Origin of the sequence: Halonotius sp. GCM10025705 (assembly GCF_042662885.1) — an archaeon.
GTDB lineage: Archaea > Halobacteriota > Halobacteria > Halobacteriales > Haloferacaceae > Halonotius > Halonotius aquaticus.
The window spans coordinates 87,326-103,903 of record NZ_JBHSZD010000002.1 but is presented as its reverse complement, the minus strand read 5'-3'; the positions used below and the strand labels follow the sequence as shown (position 1 = coordinate 103,903).

The following is a 16,578-nucleotide window of genomic DNA, read 5'->3' as shown; positions in this document are numbered from 1 at the left end:
AATTCGTTGAAAACAAAAAGCTATTCAAATGAATAAATTACTCTCACTACTCAAAACTTGCTATCGTATTTTACGACAAGACAAAGTGAAAGCATTACTTTTTCTCAGTTTAATATTCGTGATTATACCGTGGGATTCTCAAATATCTGCCACAAAATATATTGAAGCAATTACAAACATACTGGTAATATATTTAACTTTGCTTATACCAATTCATTTAGGCGTGTTCTTATTCGCAAACAGACGCCCATTAGATATTTACAAAGATTTTAATTGGTTTGATATAACCGCGATAGCTTGGTTATTGATTACTCCGTCGATAATACCATTTTTTGTACTTGTGTTTATGGGATTTATACACTGGATGTTTTCCATACTTTTTATCATATTTTGGGTATGCCATCTTCTTATGACGGCTATGATATTTGCTTTTGCGGAAAAAGAAGCCCAAGGAGAAGCACCAATATCAGTATTTAATGATTTAAAATAGTTTAACATAAATAGCGGTGGTTTGCGTCTGAGATGATAACGACAAGCCACTGCTGTCAAGCGATTTCACTATTAGCTAAAGACAGATGAGCTCGGAAGTAACTCTGGATCAACATTGTTCATCAACCCACGCGATTCAAACTGCTCGTGAAGCTCTTGATAAACATCGGTCTGAGTGCTCTCATGGTCGTAGGCGAGTGTATGGAAGTCGCCAACAACAGCTGTGTACCGCTGTCCACGGGTCAATGCGACATTCAATCGGCGGGGGCCATCAGGTGTTCGACCGAGAAAGCCGATCTCACCTGTGGCGTTACTCCTGACCAGCGAGAGGATGATGATTGGTTTCTCACTGCCTTGGTAGGCATCGATCGTATCGACGGAGATTGCTGTGGCCTCCGGAACCGCATCCGCTAACGACTGTGTAATCGTCCGAACCTGTGCCGAATAGGGAGTGATCACACCGATATCGGCTGGTTCGATGGCTGTCTCAGCCAGTAGTTGGGTGACGAGATGAACGACCACCTTCGCCTCGGTTGGATTCGCCCGGGAATGATCAACGACATCGACTGAGCCGCCGACATTATACGCCTCAATCGGTGCTCGTTCGGCAAGCGGTTCAACCCGACGACCATTCCGAAGACTCCGGTCGTAGAACTCTCGGTTGGGGAAATAGGCGATATCCCGGTGCATGCGGTATTGGGTTTTGAGTTGGACACCGACGCCCTCGTAGACGCCACCGGAGGCGTACAGATGTTCGAACAACGAAAGGCCGTAACTGGAGTCCGGCGGCTCCTCAGTCGAACTGAATGGTGGCAACTGCTTGTGGTCGCCTGCTAATACGACTCGGTCAGCCTTTGAGAGGGGAATACACGAGGCCGTACAGGTGGCCTGGGTCGCCTCATCAATCACCACGAGGTCGAATGATCGGTGTAGGCGTGCGGCACTGCTGTTTGTCGCTGCGACGATCTCCGGAGTGGCCTCAACATCGGTGTAGTTCTCTCTGATGAGCGGTCGTGCTGACCGATCAGCGTTGATACGATCCAGCACGAACTCTGCTTCACCATGCTGACTGTGAGCGTGCAAGGATGTCTGGTCAACATCGCCGTCGGTTGAGCTGCCAGCAACGAGGTTATCGACGGCCTGATTCGAATCTGCACAAACCAACACGTCATCGCCAGCTTCGACTGCACGGCGGATGATCTCGATGAGTGTGCGTGTTTTCCCCGTCCCAGGTGGGCCATGAATACAGAACAGGTCATCGGCCAACAGCGCGTATTTGACGGCTGCCTGTTGTTCCTGATTCAATTCGCTATCGAATGGCGTACTTTGAGCCGCTGCGCTATTTGCGAACGTGAGTTCTGTGTTGCCAGTGAGAATCGCTTCGGTCGGTGTGTCTCTGAGCTCTTTGACAGCCTCCTGTTCTCGGTCGAAGGGGACAGGGTTGAGTAGTCCCGATAATCCACACTCTCGACCTTGCGTGAGAGCCGATCTAATTGAGGCTGGCCGATCGATATCGGCCCAATCAAAGGACAGCCAGAGTGATCGACCACGGATTCGCTGGACTGTCCCGACGACCGGAAAGCTATCTGGTGGGTCTGTCCAGTTGGCGTGGAGCAACACATCATTGCCTTCGTGGATATCAAATTCGTTTTCGACGATGTAGGCCCAATCATTGTCTCGTCGATCTTTGAGTTCATCAGGTAGATCAAGGCGAAACTCGTATTCACCATTCGTTTCTTCGACGCAATGGAGTGCCGGGATGGCAGCTTCATTTTGGGCCCACTGTGATCGTGGTGCCACGTTTTCAGCGTGTTCACGGTTGCGTTGCTGGGTCGCCGTACGTTCGGCTTCGATGTAGGCATCAAAGCCATCGAGCAGCGTCGTCGACTCAACGGGGTTTCGTGGCGGCTCTGTGTCGTTAATCGGGCTGTCGTATCCCGGCGGGAAGGTTTCGGGAAGGTAATCAGAATGCCAGAATCGAATCCGATTCGCTAACTTGGTCTGTGCAAATTCGTCAGCAGCGATTGTCTCTTCGCTTCCGTTCTGCTTGATGTAGAACAACTCACCACGGAGGTCGTGGTCGAGATAGCCGATGTATTCGTCGGTTGGGGCTGCGCTATCAGTGCCATGCAGTGGAATGCAGATCCACTCCTTTGTCGGGTGGCTGAGTGAGTCGTGGTGCCCTGCAAATTCCGCAACCGGTCGAACGGGAACGGATTGGTCGGTTGGTTCTAGATGTTCCGCTTGGGGGTCGACGAGTGTCGCCGACGACAGTGAGAATTCTTCAATCGCGTGCTCGAATAGCAGGGACATTCCGGTTGTTGTGATATCCAACCCCACCAATAAAAATCTGAACAAGAGACATACTCCGGTATCATACCAGCATGGAGGCCGACGTAGTTGGGCGCATAGTGACGGAATTTATTTGTTAACTTCCCACAAACAGGGGGCGTGTGCCAAAGTACTACGCCTACAAATCTGGCTCTGGTGGGTATATACAAACACAAATCAACGACTCGCCGCAGACCCTGCAAGTTGCACCTTCTGCGGAGACTTTGTTATCGGAGTTGGGCTTCGAGTTCAATGAGTATGTTCCACGAGATGTAACAAAGCCGCTTGTCATCGTCGGCGTTCTCGGAACCAAGCCCTATGGACTCTCAAAGTTCGAACTGCTCGATGGTATGCCCGCTTTGGCGAGCAATTACTGTGAGTTGACATCGGATCAACAAAACCACCTTCGGGCGTATCTCCAAGAGCGGACTGTAGATCTCTCTACAGACGAATACGAATACTTGCGACAATTCTTGAAAAACGAGTCTCCGCTTGAACCAATCTCTCATCGAGGCACTGAGCGTCAACAGGGTGATATCGACCACACACCAGATCCTGCTAAAGAGATCAACGTTGAATCGGTTTCTACCGACGCTATTCCGAGTATGTTGCAGGATCTTGATCAGTGGATCTGCTGGCGCATCGATACCCGGAACAGAAAAGAAACGAAGATACCGGTGTCTCCACACGACGATGGGCTTGCCAGTGTCGACGATCCATCCACGTGGGCAGACTTCAGTGTAGCCGCTGAGGCCGCACAGCGAGACGATGTCGATGGATTAGGGTTCGTTTTCACTGAAGAGGACACGATCGCGGGCATCGACTTGGATGACATGCGGAACCCAGAAACAGGCTCACTCTCGGAGCGGGCACAAGACATCATTACGACAGTCAATTCCTACACTGAGGTCTCACCAAGTGGAAGTGGCCTGCATATTCTGCTTCGTGGGTTCGTTCCAGAGGGTCGGCAGCGACACGACGGAATTGAACTCTATGATCGTGGTCGATTCTTCACGGTCACTGGTGATCGCCTTGACGATCATCCGGACACAGTTGCCGTTCGGCATGACGAACTTCGATCAATCCACGAAAAACATGTCGCTCGGGAGCCAGAGGAAAGAGTGGATTCTGGCGGATTGAAAACAGGTTCCGACGACCAACTGGATGCGACGAGTGGCCAAGTTCTCGATACAGACAGTATTCTAGAGCATGCCAAACAGAACAAGACTTTTCGCCGGTTGTGGGACGGCAGTACTGCTGGGTATGAATCACACAGTGAAGCTGATATGGCGATGTGTACGCTGTTGGCGTACTATACTGGCGATAATCGTTCTCAGATGGACGCTTTGTTCCGACGATCGGGGCTCATGCGTGACAAATGGGACGAACAACGTGGCGATCAAACATACGGCGAGTTGACTCTCCAGAAGGCCATTGAGTATGTCGATGAGTATGATCCTCGGTTGCATACCGACCCTGACTCTGATCCGACTTCAATTGCCGAGATTGAACCCGACCAGTCTGTTACCATACAAGGTGCGGTAGCGGACGTTGAATCGGTTCCAACTGAGGAGATCGATCAGGCTGGTGAGTTGGTTGATGAGTCAGGACGCGTCCGGTTTGTGATCTGGAGCTCAGATTATTGGGGCCCAGATGTCGAATTTGCGGATGGCGAAACCTACCTTCTGAGAGACGCTTGGGTGCGGGAATTCGAGGGCCAACGGGAAGTTCATCTTAACGAACACACTGAGATTGAGGAAATCGACGAATGACGTTACAGTTACCATCGATGAGTGTTCCACAGTCCAAGCGGGATTTTGTTGAATCAGTAGGTGACGATACGTCACCGTTGATCGTCAGCATCAGCGATATTCACGGGCATCTTGAGGCGGCCCAGAGTGCGCTGTTGACACTCTCAGATCACGATAACTACGACCCAATCGTTACCGTGGATGATGACGGCACTATGCATTGGGCAGACAGTAAGCTAACCCACCCCTAAAGGGGTGAGCTTTCAGCGTGGACTCCCGCTCTGGCCGATTCCTCGGCAGGAGGCTCATACTCTCCATTCGCGTTCAGCGTCCCGCTGTTCAAGCGCACGCCTACGGGTGCGCCTTCGTCGCCTCCGGTTTGGTTGCGACGAAGATACCGTAGTCCGATGTTTTTCGCGGCGTTGTAGTCAGTGTGGTTCTCGTACTCGCACTTCTGACAGGCAAACGAGTCACTGTCGCGGTTATTCGGGTGAGTGAACCCACAGTGCGAACAACGGCGTGACGTGTTCTCGGGGTCAACTTGTTCCACGTCGATCCCGTGTTCTGCGGCCTTGTACTCAACATATTCGTACAGGCGATTGAAGGCCCACTTGTGGCCCCACGACGCGCCGGTGCGCTCACGTATGTCGGTCAAGTCCTCGAACGCGATGACCGAACACCCGTGGTCACGAGCTTCAGCGACCAGCTCGTTGCTGATCCGATGAAGGGTGAGTTTGAATCGGCCCTCTTCTTTGCGTCCGACCGCCTGCATATTCTCGTGTGCCCAGCGTGAACCGCAGGCTTGCAGATCACCACGCTGCTGTTCGTATTCTCTGCGCCAGTGGTCGAACTCGTCACCAGTCCAAAACGTGCCTGTCGAAGCGACGGCGAGATTGGTCACACCGAGATCGACCCCGAGAACTGTCCTGTTCTCGGTAGTCGATTGCTCCGGTGTATCGGACTCCACTTCCGTCTTGGTATGGATGTGGAGCATCCAATTACCGTTCGTGTAGTGTAGTTCTGCCCCAGTGGTTTCGTAGTCGTCAGAAAACAGGTATTCCGCGAGGGGCGTGTCTCGCTCCTTGTCAGGGAGTACGTAGTCGGCTTCGATTCGCCCGCCAACAGTCGCCAGCGACACGTACTCGTCGTGGAACGTCGCTGTTCGATGGTCGTAGACGAGATGTGGGCTGGTGAACTGTGGCATCGACGCCTGCTTGCCCTGTTTCCACTTTTCGACTACGCTCTTGCAGGCGTCTGCGGCCTTGTTGCGGGCGGCTTGAACGTGATTGCTATGCAACCGCGTGTTCTCGCGCACCTCACTGTAGGTATCGTCGTGGAGCGTGGTCTTGCTGGTGGTGACGTATTCGCCGTCAAACGCCTGCCGCGTCACGTAGTTCGCAGCCCACAGAAACTCGTCTACGGTGTCCTCAAGGAGTGCGGCGTCGGCACTGTCCACGTTGAGCTTCACGGGGACAGTGCGCCGCTTCTCCATACATCATATGTTAGTATTTTATAAATATTGGGGAGTCGGCCTGTCGGCGTCTATCGGTTTGGCACTGCTCATGTCGGCTTCCTCCCACCCGTGAACGGGTGGGTTTCCGCCTTGCGCTTCTATGATGTTCCAGCTGTGAACGACGACCTCGTCGAAGCTGCAAAGCGACTGTTGGAGGCTCAAGGGACGATGGAGGATCGAACCGTCCAATCTCGCGTTCTCGAAGAGTATCCGTTGATCTTGGGATCGGGTGATGGCCACTTCAAGAGCCCACCAGCTGGCCTCATCTGGCTTGACCTCCAGTATATCCCCACCGACGCGCCGTCGCAAGTTGTTGGCCACACCCGCGACGACGAACCACAAACCAAGGGCAACGTCCACTGCCAGAACGTCATTCGGGACACGATCGACTCACCCGGCGGGGAATGCGTCTTCGTTGAGTCACCAGCTGGTTTGCGTGCCCTGCTCAGAGAGAGCGATGGTGGCGTAGCGATCCGACAGTTGGAGTGAACTGTTTGGGGCACGATTGCTGCGGACGAAGACTTTTGTTTTAATTATGTCACGATAAACTCTCGAACCGCTATTTCTCGCAGTGCTGTGTGCACAATCGCGCACAGTTCTGGGATCGGATATATAAAAGAGAGTTAGCAAGGAAGAATCGGCAATTAAACAATTTGAGAAAATCGACAAAGGGGGTTACTGTTCCGGCCATCGAACAGACTTGGGGTGCCGTCTGGTGATTTGCTTCATCAGACGGCGAACTAAGGCATGATTGTACGAAGGGGCTACAGCTACTTCAAATGTTTGCCACGAACTCTATCCCCTACAACATTCAATGGGGTCTTGGATACTACACAGGATCTCCGTGTTTGAAACCTTCCGCCACCGGTCGTGGGGGCTCACACTCGCAATTGCTCACGATACACGTTGAGTAACTCCTGAGCGAGGTCGTCCATCGATGCCTCAACATAGCCGTCGGCTCCGAAAATGTCTGCCATCGCCGTCTCTTCAGCAGATTCTCCGACAAACAGTCCGATCACCTTGATATTCTTCGATCGGATCTTCTGGACTACCTCTCGTGCATCTTTGACCGGGCATCCAGTCAAGGAGGAGGCTCCGTCACCGTAGACGCTATTCGGTGCGCCGTCGGTGACGACCAGCAACAGCTTCTCGCGGGCGGGAACATCTTCGATGAGTTGGCTCGTGATATCGACACCATCGGCCGTCGGCGTTCCCCCACCGGTGTCGAAGGCATCGAGTTGAGACCACTCGAAGAGTTCGTCGTGATCGCAAACGACACCGATCCCAGTAGAGTCTCGTCTCACCTCGTACCCGCCACGGGAGTTGCTGGTCTGCGTCCAACATGTGGCGAGGAAATCGTCACCGACCATACTTGCCGCCTCAGCGATGGCAGCTAGTGCCAGTTTCACCTGCTTTTCGGTCATTGAACCGGACATATCGGCCGAGACCGCCACGATACGGCCGCCCCGGGCGATGGTCTGGGAGCGATCGTACAGTTTGTCTCGGGAGGTGTCTCCGGCCGCTCGTTGGACGACGTTGTCCATATTCAGTTCGTTGCCGACCCGCGATGGAACCGGCATATCACGGGTGGTGATCTTGCGGAACGTCCGGCGGTGATCCTCGCGGAGTGTCCGCCAAGCGTCGGACTTGCTGAGATTCGTCGAGTGTAGGTGTTGATCCTCTGAGAGTGTGTTATCAGTCTCCTGTGCCGTCACCCGTCGCTTGCGAAGTTCGGTCAACAGATCATCGTCGACCTCGGTTGCCTGTTTGATCCGTTTGTACCGAGAGATATCCTTGCTACTGACAGACCGGTGATTGATCTCCTCGGGAACGTCCCACCACGAGGCAACGTTGTCGTTGCGAGCCAGCGTCTCCATCGTCGATAGCTCCGCAGAAACCTCTCCGTCCGTGGCACTTTCGGAGTGTCCCGTCCCGTCACCCGGGTAGGCTCCCGTTGGTTCTATCGACGATCCATTGGGAGTCGATAGATGCCCAGTTGATCCGCTCCCGTCCACCGCCGACCCCTCTCTCGTATCTATCGCTGCTGTTCCACCTGCGCCCACAGTGGAGGATTCGTCTGTGTTGTCCGCGTTATCGGTGGACGGGTTCGAATCACCAGCGGCGGAATTCGTGTCGTCGTCGGTCGCCGCTTGGTCGTCGGCCGTCTCCGCGTCGATGTCTTCGTCACCCATGTCGTGCTCCTGTGGACTGTGAGCTTCTGGCACGCAGTCCTCACAGACTGGCCCGCGGATCGGTGCGATGATCGTGGGTGGTAACTCATCACAGACCTCACAGGTGTCGGGCAGCTGGACGTCTTTGTCGGAGAGATACTCCTTGGCAATCGCCATGACTTCGTGTGCGAGTTCAGCCCGTCGGGGCTGGCTGTCTTCCCGACGCACCTCTTTGATGTGTGGCCGTACCCGTGCGAGGAACTCACGGATCCAGTCTTCACAGCCCGTGATTCCCTTGGCGTGGCCGCAAAACGCCACCTGACGAACGCCCTCTAACATGACCTTCGGCGTCGTCTCGATGCTGTCTATCGGCGGCCAGAGGTCGTCGTCGCGGTACAGCTTCTCGATGACGAACGCCTCGGTTGTCTTGAGCCCGGGAAAGCGACGGGTTCGGGTATAGTCGATATACTGATCCTCCAGAATGTTGACGATACCACCGGCAAACTCCGGGTGGGTTGGATATCGCTCCCGGAAAGTGACCTTAGAGGTCAGCTCACTCTCTCTGATGTGTTCGAGTTCGTGTGAAAGGGTGTTGGTGATACAGCGCAGTTCTTCGGGCCCGGACAGTGAGTCGGTGAACTTGTCACCGGGGGCGGGATCGACGACGACCGTCGGCTCTTTCACCGCCTCTCCCTGCAGTGTCTCATCTTTCGGTACGACTCGTGGCGCGGCCCCAAATTCGATCGGGACAGTTTCCTCGTGATACACCTTCGTCATCGATTCGAGTGTGTCTCGAAGTGCTTGGCTTGCGTCCATGTGGATACTCGAAAAGAGAATTGCAGTGCGCGGGCGGTACCCTCAGTGCCCGTACTTTTACTCACCCAACTGCCTCTTCGGGGTCGGCGTCGGTGTCGACGATATCCTCGTCGGCCCACGCTTGGAGTTCGGCGTTTTCGACTACTGCCTCGCTGGGCATGCCCTCAAAGAACGACCGAAACGTGGAGATAACGGTATCACGGCCGGTAATCTCTCGATCCCCGCGCTGGTAGTAGGGATCGACGACGGCCGTCCGGGTCGCCCTCAGTGCTGCATTTTCCAATCCGGCTTGAGCGTATTTGTACGCCGAGGCGGCCAACTCCAACAAGAGTCCGGTGGGAATCCCTCTGGAAAGTTGTTCGCTGGGGTCGTTGGCCAGTCGTCGGACATTGTTTGCGGCCTCAACGAGTCTCGCGGCGAACATGGCACTGACCGGCGTTCGGTCGGCTATCAGTTGTGATTCACGGTCGGGGTGATTCAACCCGAGGAAATCGATCGACCACCGGTTGCCCAGCCGACGTTGTTCGGCCAGATCTAACTCCTCGACGTGGTGGCCCTGCCCGACGTTCATCGTGGAGATCACGACGAGATTTACGGCCTCGCCTTGGACGACTTCACCACCCAGTGCGTCGATGGTGATCTGGGCACGGTCGTCGAGGGCCTCGTAAAGTGCCGATTTGGTCTCCGGGCGCGCTCGGTTTATCTCGTCGAGTAGGAGCACGGTCGGACGTTCTCTGGATGCGAGAATAGCCTTTGTCAGCGGGCCATTGATCCACTGCGTCTCGCCGTCGACAAGGACGAATCGTCCAATGAGGTCTGTCGTATCTGTCGCCCACTTCACCGAGATATCGAAGAACGGGGCTTCCAGCTCCTGTGCCAAGGCTCGCGCCAGATGCGTTTTGCCACACCCTGTCGGGCCAGTCAGGCGGATGTGGGCAGGATTGTCTGCGGTCTCTCGATGGTCGACTTCCGCTTGGATCTCCTCGTATTCACGCTTCGAGGGGATGTATTCGGGGACATCTTCGGGCATCCACTCGCTCCACGCGTAGCCTTTATTCACTGACAGCCCATCCTCAGATCGGTCGTCGACGAAGTCGTAGTGGTAGCTACGGCCCTGTTTGGTTCTCGTCAATGTTCCCTCGTCGCTCATCGCTTTGAGTTCCCGCGCGATGTGTGAACGATCCTTGTTGATAGCATCTGCAATCGCCGTGGCAGTCGAATTCCCGTTTCCGATCGCTTGGATGATGTCGTCTCGTGTAGCCATTATGTGTGGGGTTTCAGTGTCATGATCGAAGCGGTTCATGTGGTCGTCAATCGATGCATCTATACTCAGATGAACTGCGATAGAAACGAACTCTGTGTAGCTACATACCGAACCAGACAGGGTAGTAATGGGCGTACATCAATCCGGTGAGAACTGTATAGTGGGGTTGGCCTTGCAGCTCAAACGGCCCACTACCATCTACCACCAGATCTCATCCTAAGAGCAATATAGGCAATATTAGTAGGGGCTTCAACCACTTATAATTTAAAATCAGGTGACACTCTTCGATATATTCATAACCATATCAGTACGAGCTATAACACAGAACATCAGGTTATGAGAGTTTTAGATTGAGAAATTGGATGATGTAAACACGATGTGTGATACAGTGATATTTTATCAATATAATTTAGATCGGATAATATGAGTTATCAAGGTAATGGAGTTAACGAATTTGGATCAGGTTACAATTGGGAAGACGGTGCATATCCTGATCCACCAGAACCAATCCGAAAAAAGTAGAAAATAAAAACAAAAAAGTAAACCCACCAATCCAACCGGAAAAAGAACTTTATCAGAAAGATACTGATGAAGGTGGGATTAATACTGATACCTTCCAAGGAATTGTTATTACCGTAGTCCCTACACACATCTTAATTGCTGGTGGAGAAGAAGAGAATGATAGGATAGAAATTGGCACAATTTTCCTTGGAAACGGTTCTGACTGGTTTCGGGTTACTTGTTGGGAAGATGCATCAAATGAAATTGAACGGTTTCAAAATAATGATCCGCACACAGTACTCGAGGTTACTGGTGTTATTGCGGAAAATGATGGTGAGATCACCGACGTTCTTGTCTTTGATGATGAAGAAACAAGTCTCTCTGAAATAAATGATGAGATACGATTCGTACCGGAGCCAGCTGAACTGGATACATTGGGAATTGAATCTTTAGTCACTGTTGCGGAGGTCGAAACGATAATTTCACTCACTGATACACATGAATCTAAAAACGGTAGCAAATTCAGGGTAAAACATTTAGCGAGTGAGATAAACGGCGAAAAATTTGTTATTGAACTACATGATTCACATACTAATTATCCAGTAAAAATGGGTGACAAATTACTGATTCTTGTTGGTTGGACTGAAAATTTAGAAGATTTCCGGCACCCTCAGCTTCCAGATCTGGAGTACTCTGGGAAAATATGGGTGCCAAACTACAGTGGGTTGCGTAACCTCCCAAAAAATCCTCTACCATCGTGAGCATCTTCAACTTGAACTGACGTTCTTGTGGAGCAGATTACTAGTGACGATGGCATGGCTCACAATCAATCACCTTCGAGCGGTACAATATGTGATTTATCGTATCGAATATCAGTTCCATATTTGTCTCGTTCGATCTCTGGGTCTGAGATACGATACGGTTCATCGATTGTGAAATCTGTCGGTTCATCCCAGCCGACGAGTTCAATGGTACAATCCTCGCTATCTAGAAACACCTTGTATGGTGCCCGTTCGGTGTGGGGTTCCTCAATCTCGGAGCACCGCCCTTCTAACGGAGGTACTTTTTCCTCGAAAAAGTCATCGGCTCATGAATGAATCGTGAGAATTGGCCATCGGCACCGACAGCATGAAATTCTTCTTCAGCCCGAGTGAGGGCGACATAAAACAGTCGCCGTTGTTCGGGTAAGTGTTCTGCAGGATTCGCAACAACAGGTTCAAAGAGGCCATTGGGCCGATCTTCCGGTGGAATACCATCTGTGGGGCCGTCTGTAGCTGGAGCCAAAATAACGACAGGAGCTTCTGTTCCTTTCGCCGAGTAAATTGATTTCAGTTGAATAACCGGCGGTGCTTCTGGTTCATCCGGCCGCTCATCCTTGTCAGCATATTCGACGAAATGTTCCGAATCGTATGTAATCTCCCGATCCAGCAAATCCTCATACCATTCGGGGATGTGATCTTTCATGTATTTTGGATTCCTGAATGGGAGCCCCCGAGATTTTAGTTCGGAACGTAGTTGCCTGAGATAATTGCTATTTTTGTCGTTCTGCGAAATGACCATAACGTCGCCGTAATCTCGATGATCATCCGAGTGGAGATGTTCCGCTGAAAGTCTCCTACCGCTATCTATATTCAATGCGTCTTCAATCAAGTTCGCAACATACTTCACACCACGTTGTTCGAAAAGACGGAGTTTGTGGGCGATAGGAGACATCTCAATATCTGAGTGCGCAGTGACGGCTTTACTATTCTGAGGGACTGTTGCGTTCTCCATTAGCGTCGCACCAGCCTGAACAATAGCTGGTGGACACCGGAAGTTGACATCGAGTGACGTGTATGTTGTATCTGGATAATCATCTGGAAACCCGGTGAAAATACGAACGTCGCTTCCACGGAACCCGTAGATGCTTTGCCAGTCATCTCCAACGCAAAACAGGTGGGACTCACTTCCATTCTCGACAAGCAGATTAAATAATGTGACCTCAGTTTCAGAAACGTCTTGGAATTCGTCAACTAGAATGTGATCGTATCTGTTTCCAAGTTCCTTCGGGTGTTTTTTGATGACCTCGATTGCATCTGTCAGCATCGCATCGTAGTCGATAGGACCGTTAATATCCTCGGCAACACTTCGATATGCTTCAACTAGTGCTGCCCCAGCTAAGCCAAAGACTGCTACGCGCTTGTTTGAATCTGGTGTTCGTTGTCTAATCTCCTCAGGTGAGAGGTCGAATGTTTGCGCCTTCTCTATAAAGTCAGTGAGATCCTCTATGATCGCTCCGGCTCTCGGTTCGTCGTCGTTGCGTTCAGCTTCGACGGAGATATATTTCTTAATGTGCGTCGCAAACACTTCGAAAGCGTCCGGATTAGGTTCGGTATCCGGCCGCTCATTATTGATGGCTGCTTTGTAGTACTCCTCGGCAAGTTGTTCTTGCATCTCGCCGGGTTCGGTACTCCACTGTTGGGAGTTATACTGTTGTGTAATTCCGTTAGCAAAGGAGTGAATTGTTGAAATCTGGAGAGATTCTTCTCGGACATCATCGACACGGTCAGCAATCCGGCCTTTCATTTCTTCAGCTGCATCACCAGTAAACGTGACGGCAACAATATCTGCGGGTGAAACGCCACGTTCGAGCAGGTAGACAAACCGATGCGTTAGCGTGAGTGTTTTTCCTGTTCCAGCACTGGCATCAACCAAATTCCGTCGGTTATTTCTGATGATCGCTTTCTGTTGGGCAGGTTTGAGCTGCCCGTGAGAAGTCTCGAAGACATGTTCATACTGGTCTCGTTGACGCTTCACGAACGCCGTGTTGTAGTCTGGGAGTTCTTCGGTGAGTTTCTGAAATCGGGCTTTTTGTTCTTCTAACCAATCGATATCATCATCGGGTAAAATCTGAATCTGGAGTTCTCGGGCCGTCTGTTGGAGGTCGTGATGGATAGAATGTGCTAACTCAATCAACTCCTCTTGATCCGACGAAATCATGTACCGATTGCCACCGCTATACGGTTCAAATAAGGTATCGAATTTTTCAATATCAGTCCTCAAATCAGCCTGATGATCATCAAACGCTCGTTTGTTGCGTAGATATTCCCGCGCGCTGACGATATCCCCCTCTATATTCGAGAGATATCTTTGTTCTGCATATGTGAGGTACGCCTCATCGACAGCTCCACGTAGCGAATCAAGCTCAGACTGCACATCACTCACTTGTTGCCAGTAGTTCTCCACATCGAATAAGACAGAGTCACCGTCAAGTCGACGATCAAGCACGCGATTAATTACTTCCCCATAGACCGATTCGATCCGGTCAACCCGACGGGTGAATTCCGTTTCTGTCTCGTCCCGTTGTTCTAGAATCTGCTTACGTTGCTCCACGTACTCCGTGTCAAGGAACCGTTCGAGAAATTGGTCAAACGGCTCGGGTGTGATTTCAAGAAGGAACTCAGGATCTCCCGCCTCTGCTTTATGTTCCTCAAACGCTGGAAACGTTCCTTGATGCCCCTCAGCAAGTGAAGTTTGGCCGCGCCAGTCGTCTGTACCAGTGGTTTCATCGTCATCAACTACTTGATCGTGGGAATCGTGTTCGGCTGTCATTGGTTAATCGAAGTATCAAATGGGAGGAGTTCTGTGTTCTCGCGGGTCGAAACGTAGGCATCCCAAACGCCCTCAGGACTTGGTTCACCTTTTGTGACACGATCTTTCTCAGCTGCAATTTGCTTGTACTCCACGAATGGATCGTTACGAGGGTTGCCACTTTTCATGCGGTCGATATGTCGTTTGAACGATTTCTTTGCTGACTCGCGGCCCACTTTTTCTGATTGTGTTGCTGGGGAAGTAAATCGACACCGAGTACAAGCAAGTCCAAGCTGTTCATTCGTCGTTTCTGATTTTGGAGCCCCGTGTACTGAATTCCATACCTCTGCTTCAGTGTCCTTCCAATCTTGATTGGATTTGAATCCCGCTTCGGAGCCGTGAATGACATCTGATGGCAAAATTTTCTCTTCAAGTTCAGTACCACACCGCGGACAACAGGGGGCAATTGGTGAGATCTCACCACCTGTCCAATACTCAAACTTCCATGCTACTGAGTCAGTAGGAACAATCCCTTTAACTACTGGTTCGCTGAACCAGCGATCACCCAACATTGCGTCGACTGTCTTGATACACCAGACTGCAAAACTAACAAGATTACCAAACACAATCTTACCGTAGCCAACTATTAGAAAAACCAATAGAGCAACAACGATCCAAAATAATGGGTCGGTCACGATGGCTATTGGTGAAACACTGGGGACAGCTGCTGTGAGAACGCGGAAGTACGAATACGCACTTTCCAATGTGGAAAGAAACGATACTAAGAGAAAACCCAGTACCCCGATAGCAATGAGATATTTGAGTGATTGGCGGGACAGTGTCACCATTACTCCTTATCAAATCATTATTCTGTATTTTATTTTTCGTTTCCGAATACAGTCCAATTCAGTTTCTTTATCGACTCCACAATTTCTCATAAACAAATTTACGAGAGATATGGAAATAATATAAATAGACCACTGCTGGAAGCTACTGAAAGATTAACAGGGTGTATTTTTGATCCGGTGTACTCAAACAGGTTCTATGCCCAAATTCTACGCCATCAATCAAAATCAGGTGGGTATATCCAAACGAGTATTGAAGGACAGCCGCAGGTTTTGCAGGTCGCCCCCTCGGCTGAAGTACTCCTCTCGGAGTTAGGCTATGAGTATGATGAGTACGTCCCGAGAGACGTAACCAAGCCACTCATCATCCCAGGTGTTTTAGAAACCAAGCCTCACGGCCATTCGAAGCGAGAATTATTAGATGGAATTCCGAAGCTTGCCGTCGAATACTGTGAACTTGATTCTGACCAGCAAAGCAAACTCCAAACGTTTCTCCGTGATCGGGTGGCCGATCTTACGAGTGCTGATTATGAACTGCTTTCAGAATTTCTCGAAAGTGAGTCTCCATTAGAACAGGTACCCCACCAGCTTGAGTTGTCTCAAAAAGAAAGCGAGATTGCACAGCCAGAGTCGTCGCCGAGTACACCAAAAGAAGACATTAACCTCAATTGCATTCCGTCCGAACTCCGCAACGACGATCAGTGGATCTGTTGGCGGACAGAGATGCGGAATGGCAAGCCTACGAAAGTTCCTGTCTCACCGAATAAAAAGGACTTTGCGAGGTTTGATGATGCATCGACATGGACTAGCTTCGAAATAGCTGTCAAAAACGTAAATGTCGGTGGCCAAGGTATTCGTGAGCACCCGAAAAATGCGGCATCGCTTTTGCCTAAGCGGCGTAGCCTTCTGCTGTGTTACTCTCTGTGTCCTGTGGTGATTGGGTCTCTTCGCACTCGTTGTACTGTTCGGCCCGTTCAGCCTGTCTTCTGAGCGCACGTCCTGCAGGGGTGTCTTGTCGCATCGCCTGTCGCCGACAGCGTTCTTGTGTGTACCAGCGGGATTTCTCCTCGTCGGTCATTTTGTCCCAATCTGAAGGGAAATCGTAATCGTGTTTTGCCATTGGCCTACTTTCCAATTTGATCTCGATAGTCTTAATATTTATTTTGCATTATTGTTTACCATTGGTCGCATGAATCGCTTTCTAAGTTATATCTGTATATAATCGCACGCTGGAGCAACGGGCTGTCGATTTTAAATCCTGGGTTAACTCGGAGATGATACTCCGCTTCGAGTGTGAAGAGGGTGGATCGAAGCCTGCGTTGCAAGC

At 51.1% G+C, this 16,578-nt stretch carries 12 protein-coding genes; 6 read left to right on the top strand and 6 right to left on the bottom strand.

Annotation, left to right across the window (positions count from 1 at the left end; all coding sequences use genetic code 11):
- Nucleotides 1-28 precede the first annotated feature (28 nt).
- Nucleotides 29-490: a hypothetical protein gene (locus ACFQJB_RS13570; RefSeq protein WP_379728241.1), complete on the top strand. Its 462-nt coding sequence runs from the start codon at nt 29-31 to the stop codon at nt 488-490.
- A gap of 71 nt (nt 491-561) precedes the next feature.
- Here ACFQJB_RS13570 and ACFQJB_RS13565 read toward each other — a convergent pair whose 3' ends face one another.
- Nucleotides 562-2,802: an AAA domain-containing protein gene (locus tag ACFQJB_RS13565; RefSeq protein ID WP_379728239.1), complete on the bottom strand. Its 2,241-nt coding sequence runs from the start codon at nt 2,800-2,802 to the stop codon at nt 562-564.
- A 140-nt stretch (nt 2,803-2,942) separates the two neighbouring features.
- On the opposite strand from ACFQJB_RS13565, the gene ACFQJB_RS13560 reads away from it, so the two are divergent.
- The gene (locus ACFQJB_RS13560; RefSeq protein WP_379728237.1) at nt 2,943-4,592 is read left to right on the top strand and encodes a hypothetical protein; all 1,650 of its coding nucleotides are present in this window, start codon (nt 2,943-2,945) and stop codon (nt 4,590-4,592) included.
- Nucleotides 4,593-4,609: 17 nt separating this feature from the next.
- Complete coding sequence (locus ACFQJB_RS13555) at nt 4,610-4,822, top strand: hypothetical protein (RefSeq protein WP_379728235.1); 213 nt, start codon at nt 4,610-4,612, stop codon at nt 4,820-4,822.
- Here ACFQJB_RS13555 and ACFQJB_RS13550 read toward each other — a convergent pair.
- Nucleotides 4,819-6,063 (bottom strand): RNA-guided endonuclease InsQ/TnpB family protein, encoded by a 1,245-nt coding sequence (locus ACFQJB_RS13550; protein WP_379728233.1) that lies wholly within the window; start codon nt 6,061-6,063, stop codon nt 4,819-4,821. The genes ACFQJB_RS13555 and ACFQJB_RS13550 overlap by 4 nt on opposite strands.
- A gap of 135 nt (nt 6,064-6,198) precedes the next feature.
- Between ACFQJB_RS13550 and ACFQJB_RS13545 the strand changes: the two genes are divergently transcribed.
- On the top strand, nt 6,199-6,573 hold the full coding sequence (locus ACFQJB_RS13545) for a hypothetical protein (protein ID WP_379728231.1): 375 nt from the start codon (nt 6,199-6,201) through the stop codon (nt 6,571-6,573).
- A 389-nt stretch (nt 6,574-6,962) separates the two neighbouring features.
- On the opposite strand, the gene ACFQJB_RS13540 is transcribed toward ACFQJB_RS13545, so the two are convergent.
- Together ACFQJB_RS13540 and ACFQJB_RS13535 are read right to left on the bottom strand one after the other, a co-directional pair.
- Nucleotides 6,963-9,071 carry a hypothetical protein gene (locus tag ACFQJB_RS13540; protein WP_379728229.1) on the bottom strand — a complete coding sequence of 703 codons (2,109 nt, stop codon included), beginning with the start codon at nt 9,069-9,071 and terminating at the stop codon, nt 6,963-6,965.
- Nucleotides 9,072-9,132: 61 nt separating this feature from the next.
- A complete protein-coding gene (locus ACFQJB_RS13535) occupies nt 9,133-10,335 on the bottom strand; it encodes an AAA family ATPase (RefSeq protein ID WP_379728227.1) in 1,203 nt (400 codons plus the stop codon).
- 935 nt (nt 10,336-11,270) lie between these two features.
- Between ACFQJB_RS13535 and ACFQJB_RS13530 the strand changes: the two genes are divergently transcribed.
- Nucleotides 11,271-11,597, top strand: coding sequence for a hypothetical protein (locus ACFQJB_RS13530; RefSeq protein ID WP_379728225.1), 327 nt, complete (start codon nt 11,271-11,273; stop codon nt 11,595-11,597).
- A gap of 289 nt (nt 11,598-11,886) precedes the next feature.
- Here ACFQJB_RS13530 and ACFQJB_RS13525 read toward each other — a convergent pair whose 3' ends face one another.
- Together ACFQJB_RS13525 and ACFQJB_RS13520 are read right to left on the bottom strand one after the other, a co-directional pair.
- Nucleotides 11,887-14,427 carry a UvrD-helicase domain-containing protein gene (locus ACFQJB_RS13525; RefSeq protein WP_379728223.1) on the bottom strand — a complete coding sequence of 847 codons (2,541 nt, stop codon included), beginning with the start codon at nt 14,425-14,427 and terminating at the stop codon, nt 11,887-11,889.
- Entirely contained in the window at nt 14,424-15,251 is an 828-nt protein-coding gene (locus ACFQJB_RS13520) for a spore cortex biosynthesis protein YabQ (protein ID WP_379728221.1), read from the bottom strand. The genes ACFQJB_RS13525 and ACFQJB_RS13520 overlap by 4 nt, the downstream gene beginning before the upstream one ends.
- On the opposite strand from ACFQJB_RS13520, the gene ACFQJB_RS13515 reads away from it, so the two are divergent.
- Nucleotides 15,234-16,241, top strand: coding sequence for a hypothetical protein (locus ACFQJB_RS13515; RefSeq protein ID WP_379728219.1), 1,008 nt, complete (start codon nt 15,234-15,236; stop codon nt 16,239-16,241). The genes ACFQJB_RS13520 and ACFQJB_RS13515 overlap by 18 nt on opposite strands.
- The last annotated feature ends 337 nt before the right edge of the window (nt 16,242-16,578 follow it).